At 65.8% G+C, this 19150-nt stretch carries 23 protein-coding genes; 11 read left to right on the top strand and 12 right to left on the bottom strand.

Annotated features, from left to right (window positions below; genetic code table 11):
- Positions 1–431 precede the first annotated feature (431 nt).
- The 8 genes from ag85B (at position 432) to AC5Y4H_RS21485 (ending at position 6418) form a co-directional block, all read left to right on the top strand.
- A complete protein-coding gene (gene ag85B, locus AC5Y4H_RS21520; protein WP_499984818.1) occupies positions 432–1424 on the top strand; it encodes a diacylglycerol acyltransferase/mycolyltransferase Ag85B in 993 nt (330 codons plus the stop codon).
- A 166-nt stretch (positions 1425–1590) separates the two neighbouring features.
- Complete coding sequence (locus tag AC5Y4H_RS21515) at positions 1591–2172, top strand: chorismate mutase (protein ID WP_499984816.1); 582 nt, start codon at positions 1591–1593, stop codon at positions 2170–2172.
- Positions 2173–2307: 135 nt separating this feature from the next.
- Complete coding sequence (gene rpfC / locus AC5Y4H_RS21510) at positions 2308–2718, top strand: resuscitation-promoting factor RpfC (protein ID WP_499984814.1); 411 nt, start codon at positions 2308–2310, stop codon at positions 2716–2718.
- Positions 2719–2753: 35 nt separating this feature from the next.
- Entirely contained in the window at positions 2754–3227 is a 474-nt protein-coding gene (locus AC5Y4H_RS21505; RefSeq protein ID WP_499916790.1) for an SRPBCC family protein, read from the top strand.
- A gap of 5 nt (positions 3228–3232) precedes the next feature.
- On the top strand, positions 3233–4087 hold the full coding sequence (locus tag AC5Y4H_RS21500; RefSeq protein ID WP_499984812.1) for an SDR family oxidoreductase: 855 nt from the start codon (positions 3233–3235) through the stop codon (positions 4085–4087).
- Positions 4087–4509: a lipoprotein LpqH gene (locus AC5Y4H_RS21495; RefSeq protein WP_499984811.1), complete on the top strand. Its 423-nt coding sequence runs from the start codon at positions 4087–4089 to the stop codon at positions 4507–4509. Before AC5Y4H_RS21500 ends, AC5Y4H_RS21495 begins: the two co-directional genes overlap by 1 nt.
- A gap of 83 nt (positions 4510–4592) precedes the next feature.
- Entirely contained in the window at positions 4593–5888 is a 1296-nt protein-coding gene (locus AC5Y4H_RS21490) for a cytochrome P450 (RefSeq protein ID WP_499984968.1), read from the top strand.
- A gap of 86 nt (positions 5889–5974) precedes the next feature.
- Positions 5975–6418, top strand: coding sequence for a nuclear transport factor 2 family protein (locus AC5Y4H_RS21485; RefSeq protein WP_499984967.1), 444 nt, complete (start codon positions 5975–5977; stop codon positions 6416–6418).
- A gap of 27 nt (positions 6419–6445) precedes the next feature.
- Here the strand turns inward: AC5Y4H_RS21485 and AC5Y4H_RS21480 are convergent, their stop codons facing one another.
- The 8 genes from AC5Y4H_RS21480 to bfr form a co-directional block, all read right to left on the bottom strand.
- Complete coding sequence (locus AC5Y4H_RS21480) at positions 6446–6880, bottom strand: SRPBCC family protein (protein WP_499984809.1); 435 nt, start codon at positions 6878–6880, stop codon at positions 6446–6448.
- Entirely contained in the window at positions 6880–7713 is an 834-nt protein-coding gene (locus tag AC5Y4H_RS21475; RefSeq protein ID WP_499984807.1) for a lysophospholipid acyltransferase family protein, read from the bottom strand. Before AC5Y4H_RS21475 ends, AC5Y4H_RS21480 begins: the two co-directional genes overlap by 1 nt.
- Before the next feature lie 31 nt (positions 7714–7744).
- Entirely contained in the window at positions 7745–8851 is a 1107-nt protein-coding gene (locus tag AC5Y4H_RS21470; protein ID WP_499984803.1) for an amidohydrolase family protein, read from the bottom strand.
- Between the two features lie 11 nt (positions 8852–8862).
- Complete coding sequence (locus AC5Y4H_RS21465) at positions 8863–10215, bottom strand: type I glutamate--ammonia ligase (protein WP_499984798.1); 1353 nt, start codon at positions 10213–10215, stop codon at positions 8863–8865.
- 60 nt (positions 10216–10275) lie between these two features.
- Positions 10276–11160 carry a TIGR03854 family LLM class F420-dependent oxidoreductase gene (locus AC5Y4H_RS21460; RefSeq protein ID WP_499984796.1) on the bottom strand — a complete coding sequence of 295 codons (885 nt, stop codon included), beginning with the start codon at positions 11158–11160 and terminating at the stop codon, positions 10276–10278.
- 79 nt (positions 11161–11239) lie between these two features.
- Complete coding sequence (locus AC5Y4H_RS21455; RefSeq protein ID WP_499984794.1) at positions 11240–11734, bottom strand: carboxymuconolactone decarboxylase family protein; 495 nt, start codon at positions 11732–11734, stop codon at positions 11240–11242.
- Positions 11735–11799: 65 nt separating this feature from the next.
- A complete protein-coding gene (locus tag AC5Y4H_RS21450; RefSeq protein ID WP_499984792.1) occupies positions 11800–13872 on the bottom strand; it encodes a DHA2 family efflux MFS transporter permease subunit in 2073 nt (690 codons plus the stop codon).
- Between the two features lie 86 nt (positions 13873–13958).
- A complete protein-coding gene (gene bfr / locus AC5Y4H_RS21445; RefSeq protein WP_499984789.1) occupies positions 13959–14438 on the bottom strand; it encodes a bacterioferritin in 480 nt (159 codons plus the stop codon).
- 260 nt (positions 14439–14698) lie between these two features.
- Here bfr and AC5Y4H_RS21440 point away from each other — a divergent pair, with 260 nt between their 5' ends.
- The gene (locus AC5Y4H_RS21440; RefSeq protein WP_499984787.1) at positions 14699–14884 is read left to right on the top strand and encodes a (2Fe-2S)-binding protein; all 186 of its coding nucleotides are present in this window, start codon (positions 14699–14701) and stop codon (positions 14882–14884) included.
- A gap of 8 nt (positions 14885–14892) precedes the next feature.
- On the opposite strand, the gene AC5Y4H_RS21435 is transcribed toward AC5Y4H_RS21440, so the two are convergent.
- Genes AC5Y4H_RS21435 through AC5Y4H_RS21420 form a run of 4 tightly spaced genes read right to left on the bottom strand, consistent with a single transcriptional unit; the run spans position 14893 to position 17777 of the window.
- Entirely contained in the window at positions 14893–15642 is a 750-nt protein-coding gene (locus tag AC5Y4H_RS21435; protein ID WP_499984785.1) for an enoyl-CoA hydratase/isomerase family protein, read from the bottom strand.
- Positions 15643–15660: 18 nt separating this feature from the next.
- Positions 15661–16104, bottom strand: a complete 444-nt coding sequence (locus AC5Y4H_RS21430; protein WP_499984784.1) for a PPOX class F420-dependent oxidoreductase — start codon at positions 16102–16104, stop codon at positions 15661–15663.
- 9 nt (positions 16105–16113) lie between these two features.
- Complete coding sequence (locus AC5Y4H_RS21425) at positions 16114–16815, bottom strand: EthD domain-containing protein (protein WP_499984782.1); 702 nt, start codon at positions 16813–16815, stop codon at positions 16114–16116.
- A 26-nt stretch (positions 16816–16841) separates the two neighbouring features.
- On the bottom strand, positions 16842–17777 hold the full coding sequence (locus AC5Y4H_RS21420) for a hydrogen peroxide-inducible genes activator (RefSeq protein WP_499984780.1): 936 nt from the start codon (positions 17775–17777) through the stop codon (positions 16842–16844).
- A 101-nt stretch (positions 17778–17878) separates the two neighbouring features.
- On the opposite strand from AC5Y4H_RS21420, the gene AC5Y4H_RS21415 reads away from it, so the two are divergent.
- Positions 17879–18466 (top strand): peroxiredoxin, encoded by a 588-nt coding sequence (locus AC5Y4H_RS21415; protein WP_499984777.1) that lies wholly within the window; start codon positions 17879–17881, stop codon positions 18464–18466.
- A 39-nt stretch (positions 18467–18505) separates the two neighbouring features.
- Positions 18506–19042, top strand: a complete 537-nt coding sequence (locus AC5Y4H_RS21410; protein WP_499984775.1) for an alkyl hydroperoxide reductase — start codon at positions 18506–18508, stop codon at positions 19040–19042.
- Positions 19043–19150: the final 108 nt, after the last annotated feature.

Raw genomic sequence — 19150 nt, 5'->3', positions numbered from 1 at the left:
CGATTAATCCCTGGGCCACAGAAGCCACATCGATTTATCGGCCGAGAAGATAATTGCCGGTGTCGCGGCGCGTTGATGGCGCCTCAAACGGTCAAGTGCGCGACACTGGCTGTGCGGCGGCGAGCTGCGCCGCAATCCGGTCTGAGCTGGTTTTGGATGTTTTGTATGACGTGGCGTATCGCCTGGGTGCCGAGCGCTCATCGCGCCTGGCAGGGGGTCCTGCCTGGCGTTTTCGACCCCAATGGGTTGGGCTATGCCGCAGCGGGTATGCATGCCCCTGTAGCCGCCCGGCTGTGTCGGGTGGCGAAATAGTGAAGCGAAAAGCGATGCCAAAACGAGACGCGTTCGCGTCCCAATCGACATTTGACGGACTCACACGGTAAATTCCTGTGAGATCACGATCACACTGACCACATCGACAAGGGGCAGGTATGACAGTTCTGAGCGAGAAGATCCGGGCCTGGAGGCGCCGGCTTTTAGTCGGCACAGCCGCGGCAGCCACGCTGCCGGGCCTGATCGGTCTTGCCGGCGGTGCCCCGACAGCGAACGCATTTTCGCGGCCGGGTCTGCCCGTCGAATACCTGCAGGTGCCGTCCGCCGGTATGGGCCGCAACATCAAGGTCCAGTTCCAGAGCGGCGGCAACGGTTCTCCCGCGGTGTACCTGCTGGACGGTCTGCGGGCTCAAGACGACTACAACGGCTGGGACATCAACACCCCGGCGTTCGAGTGGTACTACCAGTCGGGTCTGTCGGTCGTCATGCCGGTCGGCGGCCAATCCAGCTTCTACAGCGACTGGTACAACCAGGCCTGCGGGAAGGCCGGCTGCCAGACGTACAAGTGGGAGACCTTCCTGACCAGCGAGCTGCCGCAATACCTGCAGTCCAACAAGAGTGTGAAGCCGAATGGAAGCGCCGCGGTCGGCATCTCGATGGCCGGTTCGTCGGCGATGATCCTGGCCGCCTACCACCCGGCGCAGTTCATCTACGCAGGCTCGTTGTCGGCCCTGATGGACCCGTCCCAGGGCATGGGGCCGAGCCTGATCGGTTTGGCTATGGGCGACGCCGGTGGCTATAAGGCCAACGACATGTGGGGGCCGTCGAGCGACCCGGCGTGGCAGCGGAATGACCCGACCATCCAGATCCCGAAGCTGGTCGGCAACAACACCCGGCTCTGGGTCTATTGCGGTAACGGCACGCCGTCCGAGCTCGGTGGGGCGAACATGCCGGCCGAGTTCCTGGAGAACTTCGTGCGCAGCAGCAACCTGAAGTTCCAGGACGCTTACAACGCGGCCGGTGGCCACAACGCGGTGTGGAACTTCAACGCCAACGGGACCCACAGTTGGGAGTACTGGGGAGCCCAGCTCAACGCGATGAAGCCCGACCTGCAGGGCGCCCTCGGTGCCACCCAGGGCGGCGGCGGATAACCGCATCGCACGCTCGGTCACTACTGCGCCTGACGCCTCGGTCGGGCGCAGTAGTGCGTTAAGGCTCGATCGCGAGCGGCTCGGTTGGCGACGATGGCCGCTGTGGCGACATCTCATGGGGGCGTCTTGGCCGCCGCGAGGCCACAGACGCGTCAGAATCGTCGTCATGCGCCGCAGGGTCCCCCCGCCCCGTCCGCCGTTGGTCGCGCGTTGTGGTGTCGTGGTCGGCAGCCTGGCGTTGCTTGTGGCGCCGGCTCGGGCTGACTCCACAAGCCCGTTATCCGCGTTGGTCGACGCCGCCGCGCAACGGCTGGGAGTTGCGGAGCCCGTCGCTGCATATAAATGGAGAATCCATGGCGCCGTTGAGGACCCGGCCCGCGTTCAGCAAGAGCTGGCGAAGCTGGGCGACGACGCCGTCGTCCGACGGGTCGACCGCGACTACGTCACCCGGGTCTTCGGCGACCAGATCAACGCCACCGAGGCCATCGAATACAGCCGGTTCGCGAATTGGAAGCTGAATCCGGCAGCCGCTCCGGCTGATTCGCCGGAGCTGTCGGCGTCGCGATCAACGATCGACACCCTCAACCAGACGATGCTGACCCAGATTCTGGACAACTGGGATCTGCTGCACTCGCCGGAGTGTGCCGCACAGCTCGACGCCGCCAGGGGCAGTGTCGTCCAAGGCCGTGCGCTCGACGACCTCTACCGGCAGGCCCTCTCATCTGCGACGCGGTCTTATTGCCAGTAATGGTTTAATTTTTCCTCACCAATTTCTAACGGTGCCATTCAACCCGCCGAAATGGCGATTTCCGCAGATAGATGGCAGATCTCGCGCCATTTTCGAATAGGTAACGCTTTGGCCACACGGGCCGAAATCCTGGGCATGAGAAATCTCTGCAAGCCTCTCGTTAAGGCCGTAATGGCCGGCGGGTTCGTTGCAGCGTCGATGACCTCGTCCTCAGGTGTGGCGAACGCGGCCCCGACCCCCAACTGGGACGCGATCGCGCAGTGCGAGTCGGGTGGCAACTGGCACGCCAACACCGGCAACGGCGAATACGGTGGACTGCAATTCAAACCGGGCACCTGGGCTCAATACGGTGGCGTCGGCAATCCCGCGACCGCATCCAGGGAGCAGCAAATCGCTGTGGCCAACCGGGTTTTCGCCGAAGAAGGCGTGGAGCCCTGGCCGAAGTGCGGCGCCAACTCGGGCCTGCCGATCGGCTGGTACTCGCACCCCGCCCAGGGCATCAAGCAGATCATCAACGGACTGATCCAGGCGACGGTCCCGCGCTGACGAAACGCGCCCGCGGTCTATCACCCAGCGCCAGGCTGTGTTTGGATCAGCCCATGGAAGGTTCGGCGACTGTGCACATGGCGGCGCCTGCGGCCAAGATCTGGGATCTCATCGCGGACGTCCGCAACACCGGGAAATTCTCCCCGGAAGTATTCGAGGCCGAGTGGCTGGGCGATTCGACCGGCCCGGCCCTCGGTGCGAAATTCCGCGGTCACGTCAAGCGCAACGAAATGGGGCCGGTCTACTGGACGACATGCAAGGTCACCGCTTGTGAACCGGGGCGCGAATTCGGCTTTGCGGTGCTCCTCGGTGACCGGGCGGTCAACAACTGGCATTACCGCCTGGCGCCCAGCGGTAGCGGGACCGACGTGACCGAGTCGTTCCGGCTCAACCCGGCGCCATGGCTGGGCGTGTACTGGTTGTTCGGCGGGTTCCTGCGCAAGCGCCGCAACATCCGCGACATGACCAAGACGCTCAACCGCATCAAAGACGTGGTCGAGGCGGGCTGACGCTCGTGAAATCGGTCTTCATCACCGGTGCGGGCAGCGGCATGGGCCGCGAGGGCGCGAAGCTGTTCCACGGCAAGGGTTGGCGGGTTGGCGCCGTTGACCGCAACGATGCCGGCCTGGCGACGCTGAACGAAGAACTCGGTGGCAATCGACTGTGGACCCGCGCCGTCGACGTCACCGACAAGGCGGCCTTCGATGGCGCTCTGACCGATTTCTGCGCCCGCAACAGCGGTGGCGGACTCGACATGATGTGGAACAACGCCGGGATCGGCGAATCCGGCTGGTTCGAAGACGTGCCCTATGACGCTGCGATGCGCGTCGTCGACATCAACTTCAAAGCGGTACTGACCGGGGCGTACGCCTCACTTCCGTACCTCAAGAAGACGCCCGGCAGCCTGATGTTCTCGACGTCGTCGTCCTCGGGCACCTATGGCATGCCCCGCCTGGCGGTCTACTCGTCCACCAAGCACGCGGTCAAGGGTCTGACCGAGGCGCTGAGTGTGGAGTGGCAGCGACACGGGGTGCGCGTCGCAGACGTGCTGCCCGGTCTGATCGACACCGCCATCCTCACGACGACGACCAACCACTCCGACGACGGCGGCGCTCCCATGACGGCTGAGCAGCTGCGGGCCACCGCGCCCAAGAAGGGCATGTTCCGGTTGATGCCGGCGAGCAGCGTGGCCGAGACGGCGTGGCAGGCCTATCACAATCAAACGCGGTTGCACTGGTATGTGCCGAAGAGCATTCGCCTGATTGACTTGTTCAAAGGGCTGAGTCCGGAATTCGTGCGACGTAGCATCGTCAAGTCCCTACCGGCGCTCGCGCCGAAGCGACAGAGCGACAGTAAGGAGGTCGGCTGATGCAGAATCGGTTGCTGACAGTCGCTTTGGTTTTGGTGGCTGTCGTTGTCGGCACCGCCGGGTGCGGCTCGTCGCAGACGACTCCTCTCCGGGCCGCCCGCCTGACCATCGACGGCGCGACCCACACGACGCGTCCCCCGGCATGCCGGCAAGACCAGATGTATCGGACCATTGACATCCCCGACCATGATGGCGGGGTCGAAGCAGTGGTACTGCTCAGCGGTTACCGGGCGATGCCGCAGTGGGTGAAGATTCGCAACGTCGACGGCTTCACCGGCAGCTTCTGGCAAGGAGGCGTGGGAGACGCGCACGTTGATCTCGTCAACGACGCGTACACGATCGCGGGTAGCGCGTATGGCATCAACAGCAGCAACCCCAACAAAGTCGTGACCACCGACTTCAAACTCGTCGCGCAGTGCTGACTGTCGCGGCGGCCTGGGCCTAGGCTGGGAAACCACACCCGAGCGAGGGAGGGCCAGTGAGGGAACGCGTGCACTGGTTCGCGATGCACGGCTTCATCCGCGGCGCCGCATCGCTCGGAGCTCGCCGAGGCGACGTCCAGGCCAGGCTGATCGCCGATCCGGCGGTCGCCGCCGACCCCGTGCGGTACTACGACGAAGTCCGCGCCCGGGGCAAGCTGGTGAAGGGTCGCGTCGCCTACCTGACGGCCGACCACGCAATCGCTCACGAGCTGTTACGGTCCGACGACTTCCGGGTGCTGATCTTCGGATCGAATCTGCCGGCGCCGTTGCGGTGGCTGGAACGTCGCACCCGGGATGACCTCCTACATCCGCTGCGTGCACCCTCGCTGCTGGCCGTCGAGCCGCCCGACCACACCCGATACCGCAAGACGGTGTCGGCGGTGTTCACCCCGAGGGCGGTTGCCGCGCTGCGAGATCGCGTGGAACAGACCGCCGCAGAGTTGTTGGATCGATTGGCCGGCGAGTCCGGTGTGGTGGACATCGTCGGGCGGTACTGCTCGCAACTTCCGGTCTCGATCATCAGCGAGATCCTCGGTGTGCCCGAGGCGGAGCGAGCGCGCGTACTGGAATTCGGTGAATTGGCCGCGCCGAGCCTCGACATCGGATTGCCTTGGCGGCAGTACCGCAGCGTGCAGGAGGGGATTGCCGGCTTCAGTTCCTGGCTCGACGAGCATTTGCGGCAGTTGCGCCTGGAACCCAGTGACAATTTGATGAGCCAGCTGATTCAGACCGCCGAAAGCGGCTCTGCCGAAACCTATCTCAACGAAAAAGAGCTGCAGGCGATCGCCGGACTGGTGTTGGCCGCCGGTTTCGAAACCACGGTGAATCTGCTCGGCAACGGCATTCGCATGCTGTTGGACGCGCCCCAACACCTCGAATCCCTGAGACGGCGCCCCGAGCTGTGGCCCAACGCCGTCGAGGAGATCCTGCGGCTGGAATCGCCGGTGCAGCTGACCGCGCGGATCGCACTGAATGACGTCGAGATAGCCGGCCGGCGATTGCAGCGTGGTGACCTGGTGCTGGTGTACCTGGCCGCCGCCAACCGAGATCCGGGCGTATTTCCCGACCCGCATCGCTTCGACATCGAAAGGGAAAACGCCGGAAGGCATCTCGCCTTCTCGGGTGGCCGGCACTTCTGCCTGGGTGCGGCCCTTGCCCGTGCCGAGGGGGAAGTGGGATTGCGGACATTTTTCGACCGCTTCCCCGACGTGCGCGCGGCGGGCGCCGGAAGCAGGCGAGAAACCCGGGTGTTGCGGGGATGGTCGTCGTTGCCCGTAAACCTGGGGCCCGCCCGTTCGATGGCCGAGGTGGATGGTTGACGTTTCGCGACGGGTGAACCCACGTGGGTGACCGGTTGACACCGGCGCGGCGACAGAGTTTATTTGCCGCTATGACAGAGGTATCTATGATCGCGGTCGAGGATGTCGTGCGTGGGTTGTGGCAGGCCCTTTCGCGGCGGGATTGGGAGGCGATCAAAACCTTTCTGTCCGACGACTGCCTCTATGTCGACATGCCGGTCCCCGCTCTGGCGGCCCGTGGTCCTGAGGACATCGTCAAACGTCTCAAGATGGGGCTCGAGGAGTTGGCCGGTTACGAGAACCACGCCGGGGTGCTGGTGTCCAACGGCTCCGACGTGCTCTACGAGCACTCCGAGACATGGACATTCGCCACGGGTGAGCAGGGCGTGCTGCGATTCGTGACGGTCCACAAAGTCGTCGACGGCAAAGTTACCGTCTGGAAAGACTATTGGGACTTCAACAGTCTGGTCGCCTTCGCTCCCCCAAACCACTTCGAGAAATTGGCGACGGGCGACACCAGCTGGGTGTTCGACGCTTCGGCGTTGGTCTGACGACCGAGGCCCACCGCATCCCCGTGACTACGACTCGGCCATCCGTTTGAGGCTTTTCAGGGTTTCGGACAGCGTGCGCCCGACCTGGCGCACGGCGATGCGGTCGGCGATGTAGCCGAGCAACCCGCCGGGTGCCTGGTAGGACAGTCGAAATGTCACTCTCGTTTTGCCCTCGCTGGCATCACGAAGCCGGATCCGCCCGCGCAGCGTGATGCCGGTGATGCCCACGAACGCCAGGTCTCGGCCGTCGTCGAACTCGACAACCTCGATCAAGCCGCCCACCGGCACCGAGCCGATCTTCCAATGCACGGTGTAGCGCGCGCCGACGCCGGAGGGGATCTCGTTCGACGACTCCCACCGTTCCAGGTTCGCCATGAACGACGGGTAGCAATCCGGGTCGCTGACGATTTTCCAGACCGCGTCGCGGTCCGCGTTGATGACGCAGCGGCGTTCGACGCGCATCAGCCGATCACCGGGAATCGACGTTCGGCGGCCAGGCGATCGACCCCACCCTGGAGGCTGGCCATCACCTTGTCGTGCACGGCCTGGTCATCCCCGTCAACCTCGATCGGCTCCTGCACTTCGATGACAATCTTCGTCGGCAGCGGAATATGGCCGGCCAGGTCGCTGATGTTGAGGCCCCACGGCAGCGCCAGCGATATCGGGATGCTCTTGAGTCGCAGCAACTTGTCAGCCATCAGCAGCTTCGCCAGCCACTGCCCGCGGTTGAGGAAGAGCGCGCTTTCCTGCCCGCCGATGCTGGCGACGGGGACGATCGGCACCCCGGCCTCGCGCGCCAGCTTCACGTAGCCCATGCGCCCACCGAAGTCGACCTTGTGGCGTTCCCACGAGGGCCGGAACACCTCGTAGTCGCCGCCGGGATAGACCAGCAGGGCCGCCCCGGATTCCAGTGCGAGGCGGGCGTTTTCGGGGTTGGCCGCGACCGTGCCGAACTTGCGTAACGACCCGAGCGGAGGTGCGGAGACGACGAGGTCGTGCGCCAGCTGGTAGAACGGCCGCTCGACCCCGAAATAGGAGCAGAACGCGAGCGTGAACACAAATGTGTCGGGCGGCACGTTGCCGCCACTGTGGTTGCCCACCAGCAGCACCGGTCCCTCGGCTGGAATGCGGTCCAGGCTTCGCACATCGGCCCTGAAGTACAGCGACGCCAGCAGCCAGGTACCCGGCAGCTGGTCGCGGATGTAGTCGGGATCCCGCTGGTCGAGGTCTGCTTTAGGCACCCACGACACGACCTTGTCGCGGGCCCAGCCCAAGACGCCCTTCGCGGTCGCCATGTCCGGGGGTATACCCCGGCGTCACGGGGGGTCAAACGCGGTAGACGCGCCTGGCGTTCTCATGGGCGATGAGATCGACCACCCGGACGGCGTCGGCCTCGCTCCAGTCGCCGCGATCCACAAATTCGCCCAGCACGCGAGCAATACCCCTGCGCCACAAGACCGCACCGAGAAAATGCAGTTCCGCAGGCCCAAAACCGTCCGAGGAGTAGAGGATCTTGGAAAAGGGGGCCATCTCCAGCAGTCGCGCGAGGAAGGCCGGCGCCCGCGCGCCCAGGTGGTTCACGCTCAGCCCGCCGTCGAGAAAGACGTTATGGAACGCCTGCGTTAGATAGCCCGCCTCACGCTCGTAGGGATAGCAGTGCAGCAGCACGATCGGGACGTCTGCCGCCTGTCGCAGAAAGTCAACCAGGAGAAGCGGATTCGCCTTGAGTAGGTCACAATCACGGTCGCCGAACCCGACGTGGAACTGCAGCGGCTTGCCCAGCCGCAGCGCCTGGTGCAAGCCGAATCGAAGCAAGACCCGATCCTGCAACCGGGTACCACCGAGCTCGCGCCACCGGCCGGCCGCCTCGGCGACCTGGGTCGTTGACGGCTCGCTGAGATCGCCGGCGAATCCGCCACGGTAGGCCAGAATCGATTTGGTGCCGATCGCGCCTGCCGCACGCCGGCGCAGGATCTCCTCGAAGGCTGTCGCATAATCACCGGGCGCCTGCGCCGCCTGCTCGGCTACCTCCTCGAGGCGAACGATCTCACGCGCACGCGTGCCGGACAGCCCGGCCATGTCGGCCACGCCGGCGAGTCCACCGCTTCCGATTCCGGTGTCCACCAGCCAGTCGCTTACACCGGCGACCGTTAGGAACAGGCGGGCCAATTCCTCCTCGCTGAACTGGCTCCGACGCTCCCAATATGACTGCGGATCGCTGTGTTTGGGCAGTCCGAGAACAGGGGCGCAATGAGCTCGCACCGCGAACCCGAGTTGTGAGTCGAAACCCGAGTACCGGATGGGCTCGGTGTCGGCCTCGTTGAGTGCGTTCTCAAAGCGCTGCCGGTCCGCCGGCGCCAGCCAGCAGCCGTGGACATGCTGATCGATCAGCGCCACTTCGTCGATGTGTTCGGTCAGAGCGTGGGAGACCATAGCCGGCGCCGTCACATGCTCCAGGCCATGCGAAACTTGTCCGCGAGCTGCTCGGGCGCCAGGTCGCCGTAGCGTTCCTGCTCGAGGTGTCGCACCGCGACGACCATGTCGACCGCCGGATCACCCAGGATGCGTCGCATCGCTTCCGAGCCATCAAGTTTCGCGATCGCCTCGGCCTGCGAATCGGTCAGGGGCGCGATGCCGTCGCGCTCACGGTCGGAATCGGACAGATGGGACGGGTCGATGGTGATCTCGGGCGGAAGCGCCAACTGGCACTTGATTCCGTCGAGGGCCAAGCCGAGGATGGCCGCCGATGCCAGGTACGGGTTCGCCGATGGGTCGACGATTTTCACCTCGACGTTGCCGCCGCGCGGATTGCCGGGTCCGCCGGTGACGAATCGCACTGCAGCCTCTCGATTTTCGGTGCCCCAGCATGCATAGGCGCCGGCCCAGTTGCCGGGCCGCATCCGCAAGCCGGAGACGATCGACCCGCACAGCACGCCCTGGGCATCGGGCAGGCCGCGGACGACGCCCGCTATCGCGCTCTCCCCCGTCGCCGTCATGCCCCGCGATTCGGGGCCGTCGGAGAACAACGGGCCTTCCGGCACCGCCAGTGAAAAATGTTGGTGTGCACCGGATCCGACGCCATCGGCGAAGGGTGCGGGCGACAGGCTGATGCGCAGTCCGTGCCGGCGGGCGGCGCGGGCGATGATGAGTCGCATCAGTATCAGCTGATCGGCGGCGGCAACCGGTGGCTGCGGTGACAGCGAAATCTCGAACTGGTTCGCGCCGTACTCCGGGTGAAACTGTTCGATCGAAATGCCGGCCGCCAGCGCCGATCCGATCACGTCCCGGACGAACGCCTCGTGCTCGAGCACGCCGGCCAGGCCGTATTGCGCCCACAAGGTCGAGGGCAGCCGGTCGCCGTCCGGGCCGACCAGGAGGAACTCGATTTCGTGCCCGATCACGGCCTCGATGCCGGCCTCGGTGAGCGCGGCCTCGATCCGCCGCAACGTTCCTCGGCTACAGGCGGGAACCGGTGTGCCGTCCTGTTCGAAAAATGCGGCGGGCGCCCAGGCCAGCCCGTCACCGACGATGCGCAAGGCGGACAGGTCGATACGAAGACGCTGATCCCCCACCACGCCCACCTCGGCGGTGAAGGCGATGCCGGTCTGATCGATGGCGAACGCGTGCCACGACGGGCTGGCCCCCAGCCCGGGATCCGCGAACGTGTTCGTACGCCGGATCGGAACGGTCTTGGCCAAGGTCAGCCCGGCCGGGTTCACCACGGTGCCGATGACCGTGTCAACGCCCTCGGCCTCGAGCTGGGCAATGGCCGCGGCGGCAAGCGGTGGGCCGGTCATGGCAGCCATTCTCCCAACCCCGAACCGCTCGGATACGGCAAACGGCGCCCGCGGTATCGCTCAGTTCTGCCGGCTGACGAGTTCGGTGACGAACCGATCGAGGAAGCCGTCCACCGGCGCTGTGCCCACCGGCCGGATGACGAATTTCGTCAGCCCCGCCTCGATGTAGGCGTCGAGTTGCCGGTGCAGCCGATCCCAGCCGGCGGCGATCAATTCGCCGGGGTCACGATCCGGGCGGCGCCGGCGTACCGCCGCGGCCATTTCCGCGGGCAGTTCCCCGTCGTCTGCGACGGCTAATGAGATGCCGAAGTGGTCGGGCTCGATGCTGCGCCCGGCTTGCGCGGCCGCCCGCTCGATCGCCTCGCGCGCGGCCCGCGCCTCCGCCGGGGTGAGGAAGCTGCCAAGCCAGCCGTCGCCCAGCGCGCCGATGCGCCGGAACGCCGCCGGTGCCGAACCGCCGACCCAGATATCCAGTGGCGGTGTCGGTTTCGGGGCGACGGCCACATCGGTGACGCTGAAATACCGGCCGGTGAACGTCGCCGACTCCTCGACCAGCGCCGCACGCAGCAGCCGCAGCGACTCGTCGAACACCGCCGCGCGCTCGCCGTCGGGGACCACGAAGACCTCGCGTTCGGCCGGTATGGCCGAGCGCAGACCGAAGACGGGCAGCACCCGCTTCGGCGCGACGGCCGCCAGGGATGCCAACTGCTTTGCCACCAGCACAGGATGCCGCCCCGGCAGCACGGCCACCGACGTGCCCACCTTCAACCGGGTCGTCCGCGCGAGTGCGTACGCCATGCCGACCACCGGATCGACCGCCGGGGAGTAGACCAACTCGGAAAACCACAGCGAGTCCACCCCGCCGGCCTCGAGGTGATCGACGATGGCGTGCAGCTGATCCGGGGCGGTGTCCGCGCCGAGTCCGACGCCAAACCGAATCTTCACGGCTTCACCCTCCATGCCCGTCGTTGTGTACGTAGCGCAACGCGGCGGTGGGGCCGTTTGTGCCCGCGAATGTAGGTGACTATGCGCGGCTGGGGATGGTGAGCTTGCAGGCCTGGCCGATGTCGAGGGTCCGCAGCACTCGCCCCATGCCCACCCATAGCGCACAGGACAGGGCCAGGTCGGCCAGCAATTCGTCGGAGAAGTGTTCGGCGCAGCGGCTCCAGAAATCCTCGTCGTCGCGCAGGGCGGTGTGGTCGGTGGCGAAGCGGTCGGCGAATTCGGCCGCCAGCCGCTCCTGTTCGCTGTAGCCGGGCCAGGTGCGCCACTCGTGAACGTGGTCGTACAGCTCCTCGTCGACGCCTGCGGCGGGTCCGTCCTCGTCGCGGGTGTTGACACAGACGACACATTCGTTGCGGTGGGCGATCACGGCGCGGGCGAGTTCGCGGGTGCGCAACGGCAGCCGGTTCTTGGTGTAGACCGCCTGACTGAAGCCGCCGAGCGCGCCGCCGATGTCCGGAGACTTCGCAAACCAGCCGGCCAGGTCGTCGTCAGCAAATGTTCCGATTCGGCTCATGGCGTGATGGTACGCCCGCGTCGGGACCTGGGCCGGGCACGGCGGCGAATGGGTTCGGACGCTGGTCAGCGAGCGGCCGACGGGATAGCCACCGTCGGTTGCTCATCCTGCCAATCGCGTTGCGCCAGAACGCGATGCGCGACGCGTTCCAGCGCCGCTTCCACGGCGCGGCGGTCCGGGCGGCCCTGGAAGCTTGGCGACCGGGCGAGCTTGTCGACCAGCCAGGCCAACAGCAGCGAGTGCACGTAGGCCACTTGTTGTCCCCCGGCCGGCGTGAGCCAGATCTGCTCGCCGTCGCGCTGCGCGTAACCCCCGGACACCAAGCGCGCGAAGGTGGGTTCGAGAACCTCGAACGGTACCCGTAGATAGTCGGCCATGTCGGTGACCCGGGCGGTGCCGTACATCTGCGTGTAGCGATTGATCCGCAGGACTCCCCACAGCCCCGCGACGTCGAGTCGGCAATCGGGTCGCATCGCGATGCTGCGCAACCGCATGCCAGGGACGCCGCGCATCATCCGTGCGATCGCGTTCTCCAGCATCTGGTCCGGTGTCTCGCTGGTCGGCATCCCGAACGCGTCGCCGAGATCGACTGTGCTGTCGTGGAATTCCCGGAGCGGGACCTGCCGCAGGAACAACGCCACCACGAAACCCGCCAGCGCGACCGGAACCGCCCAGAGGAACACGTGGGTGAGCGACTCGGCGTAGGCGGCGACGATCGGGGCGGCCGCCTGGCGGGGCAGCCGGTGCAACGCCTCCGGTGACGCCGCGGCCGCGGCCGGCGCCCGGCTGGCAGCCATCGCCGGGCCGATCCGGCTGTGCAGAAAGTTGGTGAACAGCGAGCCGAAGATGGCGGCTCCGAACGAGCTGCCGATCGTCCGGAAGAAGGTGACGCCGGAGGTCGCGACGCCGAGGTCGTCGAAGCTCGAGGTGTTCTGCACGATCAGGACCAGGGTCTGCATGCACATCCCGATCCCGGCGCCGAGGATGACGAGGAACAACGACTGGACGAAAGTGGACGTCGACGGGTCCATCCGCGACATCAGGAAGAACGCCACCGCCATGACGGCGGTGCCGGCGACCGGAAAGACTTTGTATCTGCCCGTGCGGCCGACGATGACACCACTGCCCATCGAGGTGGTCAGCATCCCGAGAACCATCGGCAACGTGCGCAGGCCCGACGTGGTGGCCGAGACGCCGTCGACGAACTGCATGTACGTCGGCAGGAATGTCAGGGCGCCCAGCATCGCGAACCCCACCACGAAGGACAGCACGCAGCAGACGGTGAACACCGAGCTCCCGAACAAGCGGATCGGCAGGATCGGCTCGGCGGCGCGGCTTTCCACCCAGGCGAAGACGCACAACGCGATCACCGAGCCGACGAACAGGCCGATGATCATGGGCGATCCCCACGGATAGGTGGTCCCGCCCCAACTGGTGGCCAGTGTCAGCCCGGCGGCGCCCAGGCCGACGAACCCAATCCCGGTGTAGTCGACGACCGGTTTGGTGCGGTCGGTCAGCGCGGGGATGGCGGCGGCCGCCACGAAGAACACCACGACCGAGATCGGCACGTTGATCCAGAACGCCCACCGCCAGGTGAAGTGGTCGGTGAAGTATCCGCCGAGCAAGGGGCCGATCACGGTGGTGACGCCGAACACCGCTCCCATCGCCCCTTGGTAGCGGCCGCGGTCCCGCAGCGGGATCACCTCGCCGATCAGGGCCATGGCGGTCACCATGAGCCCGCCGCCGCCGATGCCCTGCAGCGCGCGCGACGCGACCAGCATGCCCATCGAACTCGAAAGCCCGCACAGCACGGATCCGGCGACAAAGAACACGACGGCCGCCTGGAACACTCTCTTGCGGCCGAACATGTCACCGAACTTGCCGACGAGGGCGGTGATGATGGTCGACGCGAGTAGGTAGCTGGTGACTACCCACGATTGATGGCCTGCGCCACCGAGATTGGCGACGATGGTCGGCAACGCGGTCGCCACGATCGTCTGGTCCAGTGCGGCCATGAGCATGCCGAGCAGGATCGCCACGAAGATGAAATTGCGTCGCTGCGCGTCGACCGCGACATCGCCGTGTTGCGAATCCGGAGCGTGGCCGGCCGGAGCCGCTGCTGGTGTCGCCCTCGTCATGCCTGCCTTCCCACGGCGTTCGATGGTAATGAGTGCCCACGGTCAACCGGCGGCAACCACAAACCCCATGGGGCGGCGCCCGAGAGTCAGCCGGGTGGCCGCGACACGCACTGCGCGGAGTACAGCTCCACGCCCAGCTTGTCCATCAACTCGAGCTGGGTCTCGAGGTAGTCGATGTGCTTTTCCTCGTCGGCCACGATGGTCTCGAAAAGGATCGCGGTGGTGGAGTCCTGCTTTTCCCGGCACAGGATGATCGCCGGCTTGAGCCGCTCCATCACCTCGTATTCGATGGCCAGGTCGGCCTCGAACTGCTCGCGCAGCGTCTGGCCGATGCGCAGCGAAAACAGCCGCTGGTAGTTCGGTAACCCGTCGAGCAACAGGATGCGGTCGGTGATCGCCTCGGCGTGGCGCATCTCGTCGAAGGACTCGGCCCGGGTGTGCTCAGCTAACTCCGTGAAACCCCAGTTGTCCTGCATCTTGGAGTGCAGGAAGTATTGGTTGATCGCGGTGAGCTCGCTGGTCAACTGCTCGTTGAGCAGACGCAAAACGTCCGGATCCCCTTGCATTGTCACTCCTATGGTGTGAGCGGCTGTCGTATCTGCCGCGACGGGTGCGCTGGGCTGTAGCGCACAAACCTGGGTTCTAGCAGCACTTTGCCACGGCCGCTTGGAATGTTCCAGCAAGGTTTGGCTGCACTCAGTGAGGGCCCGACGGAAGTAAGTCGCCCCTTCGTTAGGTTAGACTGGGCTAACGAACTTAGGTTAGACTCCACTAATAAGCGGCGACCGAACGACGAAGGGGATGCGGACGTGCAGGAGGTGCGCTGATGTACGTGTGCCTCTGTGTTGGGGCGACCAACCAGACCGTGTGCGACGTCGTCGCACAGGGCGCATCGACCTCAAAAGAGATCGCCGCAGCCTGTGGGGCCGGCGGTGACTGCGGCCGGTGCCGGCGCACCCTGCGTGCCATCCTCGCCAATTCTGCCAATTTACAAGCGGCGCAATCGGTTTAGCTACCGCGTCAGCGTTTGTTGAAGTCGGTTAGGGCGGCCGCATTGGCTTGCGCACCCATGAGTTCGGCGAAGTGCGCATTTTCCCGGGCGGTTGCCGCCACGATCTCCGGGCGGACCGGTTCCATCATCGTGTGCTTGACGGCCATCAGGCTCGAAATCGGGCGGGAGGCAAGGATTTCGGCGTGCTCACGGGCCTGCGCCAATAGCTCGTCGGGTTCGCAGACGCGCCAGACGAGCCCCATCCGCAGTGCCTCATCGGCGCCGACCCATTCCGACGACATCAACAGCCACGCCGCGTTCTGCCGGCCCACCAGCCGGGGCAATAGATACGACGAAGCCGCTTCGGGCGCCACGCCCAGACTGGTGAACGGGCATTTCAACCGCGCGGTCGACGACATGAACGCGAGATCGGCGTAGCCGAGGATGGTGGCGCCGATCCCGACGCCCACGCCGTTCACCGCGCAGATCAGCGGCTTGGGAAAGGCGCTGAGCGCGTTGATCAGTCCGATGAAGCCGTGCTTACCCGGGGTGAAGCCGGGATCGGTGATCCGAGCCTGCATCTCGGCCAGGTCGGTGCCGGCGCTGAAGCCGCGACCCGCGCCGGTCAGCAGCACGACGGCAACTTCGGGGTCCTCGGCGGCGGACAGCAGCGCCTCGGCCGTGGCGTCGTAGAGGGCCTCATTGAACGCGTTGAGCGCCTCGGGCCGGTTCAGCGTGAGGGTGCGCACTCGGTTTTCGTCATCAATCTGCAGCGTCACGCCAGCAGCGTAACGAGTCTAGCCGTTGCTGTAGACGCGGGTTGGGGCGATCAGCACCACGGCGCGCCGCTCGGACGCCATCACCCGGTCGTACTCGTCCCAATCGTCGTGGGTGCCGCCCGCGGCGGTGAATACCTCGCGGAGCAGCAACCGCAGCTGATCCGTATCCGTGAGCCAGGGCTGATCGTCGTCGGGGCCGACCAGTTCGGCGCGGCCCTCGACGGTGGCCCACTGCCATCCGTTGCGGAAAGTCACCGCCAGCTGCGGCCTGTCGCGCAGGTTGGCCAGCTTGACCTTCCCGTAGGTGGTGAAGCCAAGGACTTGTTCGCCAGTCGAAGGGTGCGCCAGTAGGCCCACGTTGACCAGCGAAGCCTGTACCGTCCCGTCGGCGCGAACGGTGGATATCACCGCCAGACCGCTTTCTCCCTTGGCCAGCGCGACGGCCTCGTCGAGTGTTGTCATGCGCGGTCCTCAATCCCGGAACGGTGTCTCGAATACGTAGCGGCTGGTCGGCACGGTGTCGATGTTCTCGTTGGCACCGAATGCGGTTGTGCTGGCGACCATTCGGCCCAATCGGTCCTGTAGGTCGTCGTCGTCGGCGGCTCCGAAGAATGCCTTGAGGTCGGTGATGGCCTCGTCCGGGAACAACTCCTCGACGATGCCCGCGATTCCCGGTGCGTCCGGGGTGAGCGCCCGCACCACCCAATTCTGGGTGTAACCGAACGTCGACTGCGTTTCGATGGCTACCGCCGTGTGGTCACGCTGCCAACGGTCCAGCCAGGTCGCCTGATCCATGCCGGCAGGCCGGCGCAGCAAGGCGATGTTGGCCAGACCTGGTGTGCGGGTGCCGGGTTCGACGGGCGGGGCGCTCAGTGGGACCGACTCGGTCACCAGGTAGGCGGCCAGCTGCTCGCATTCCTGGGCGAGGAATTTCAGTGCCGCGGTCGTCTGGTCGCCGTAGCACTGCTGGGTCCACATGCTCACCACCGCGGCCACTGGCGGATCCAAGGTCGTCAGTGTCATCAGCGAGTGACGCACGGCGCTGTCACGAACGTTCATCTGCAGCCCGGCGACGCCCAGCTGCAGCAGCGCGTCGGCGACGTGGCCGCGTTGCCGTGCGCACCACGCGTCATCCGGCTCGGCGCGCCTCAACACTGCGATGACCTTCTCCATACGCAGAACTTACAGCCGGCGGCCGCCTACTTCACCAGCCGAACCTGGTGCTGGCCGCTGACCAATTTGCCGATGAGCCCCGCCAGCTCACGGTAGGACGCGTCGCGCCCGCTCGACGACCGGAAAACCAAACCGATCCGCCGGCCCGGGCGGGGCGCGGTGAACTGCGCGAGGCCCAGCCGGCTTCGGGACGCCTCGACAGGCACCGCGCTCTGCGGAATGAGCGTGACGCCCAGGCCGCCGGTCACGCATTGCACCGCAGTCGCCAGCGATGCCGCCCGGGTATTCGCCAGCTCCGCTCGCACACCCGCCTTCGTGCAGACGTCGAGGGCTTGGTCGCGCAGGCAGTGCCCCTCATCGAGCAACAGCAGCGGCAGGTCGGCAAGGGCGGCCGCCGGCACTCGGCGCTTGCCTGCCAACGGATGGCCCGGGGGTAGGGCGAGCACGAAATCCTCGTCATAGATCGGGATCGCGGTGAGGCCGGCGCCCTCGGCGGGCAAGGCGATCAACGCCGCGTCCAACGCGCCCTCCCGCAACACCGCCAACAGCCGTTCGGTCTGGTCTTCGGTCACCCGCAGCGACAGCTCCGGCAGCTGCTCGGCAACGCCGGCCAGCACTGTCGGCAGCACGTAGGGCGCGACCGTGGGTATCAATCCCAGCCGCACGCCGGCCCGTAGCGGGTCCGACGAACCCGCGGCCGCCGCGCTGAACGCGTCCGCCGCCTCCACGACGGCCTGGGCACGCGACAGCAGCTGGGTGCCCTCCGTTGTCAAGAACACCCGCCGGGTAGAGCGCTCGACCAGTTGGGTGCCCAACCCGGCTTCCAATGCCGCCAGAGCCTGCGACAGCGTCGACTGGCTCAGGCCGAGAGCCGCTGCCGCACTGCTGAATTGCCGTTTCTCGGCGACAGCGACGAACGCGCGCAGGCCGGCGATCGTGGGTTGATAACTCTTATAGGTCATGGCTATAACTCTAGTGGGAAATATCACCTTTACTTCACCTAGGGTACGCGGCACCATGGTGAAGGAAAGCTAATCTTGATTAAATCCAGACAAGGAGCGATATGCCTCTGCTGACCATCGGCGACCAGTTCCCCGCCTACGAGCTGACTGCATTGATCGCGGGCGATCTGTCCAAGGTCGACGCCAAGCAGCCTGAGGACTACTTCACCACGATCACCAACGAGGACCACGCGGGCAAGTGGCGCGTGGTGTTCTTCTGGCCGAAGGACTTCACTTTCGTGTGCCCGACCGAGATTGCCGCGTTCGGCAAGCTCAACGACGAATTCGAAGACCGCGACGCGCAGGTGCTCGGCGTGTCGATCGACAGCGAGTTCGTGCACTTCAACTGGCGTGCGCAGCACGAGGACCTCAAGAAGTTGCCCTTCCCGATGCTTTCGGACATCAAGCGGGAACTGAGCCTGGGTACCGGTGTGCTCAACGCCGACGGTGTGGCGGACCGGGCGACCTTCCTCGTCGACCCGAACAACGAGATCCAGTTCGTTTCGGTCACCGCGGGTTCCGTGGGCCGCAACGTCGAAGAAGTGCTGCGGGTCCTGGACGCACTGCAGTCCGACGAGCTGTGCGCATGCAACTGGCGCAAGGGTGACCCGACGCTCGACGCCACCGAGCTGCTCAAGCAATCGGCCTGATTCTCACCTGATCGCATAAGGTCGGATTAGGAGGGCGAGATGAGCGTAGAAAACCTCAAGGATGCGTTGCCGGAGTACGCCAAGGACCTGAAGCTCAACCTGGGCTCGATCACCCGCACGACCGAGCTCGACGCGGAGCAGTTGTGGGGGACGCTGCTGGCCAGCGCCGCGGCGACCCGGAACACGCAGGTGCTCACGGAGATTGGGGCCGAGGCGGCCGACATCCTGTCCGCCGAGGCGTACAACGCGGCGCTGGGAGCCGCATCGATCATGGGCATGAACAACGTGTTCTACCGTGGCCGGGGCTTCCTGGACGGCAAGTACGACGATCTGCGCGCGGGGTTGCGGATGAACATCATCGCCAACCCCGGCGTGGAGAAGGCGAACTTCGAGCTGTGGTCGTTCGCGGTGTCGTCGATCAACGGATGCCCGGATTGCGTGGCCTCTCACGAGCACACGCTGCGCGAAGCCGGTGTCGGCCGGGAAACCATCCAGGAGGCGTTGAAGGCCGCCGCGATCATTTCCGGTGTGGCACAAGCGATCATCACCGCCCAAACACTGGCAGCCGTCGGCTGATCGCGCCGTCGTGACCAGTGCCGTGACCGAACCCGCCTGGGTCCAGCATGCCATCTGGTGGCAGGTCTACCCGCTGGGGTTCGTGGGAGCATTCCCCACGTCGCAGTC

The sequence above is a fragment of the Mycobacterium sp. NGS58 genome, from assembly GCF_059812385.1.
This window is presented reverse-complemented; position numbering and strand designations above follow the sequence as displayed.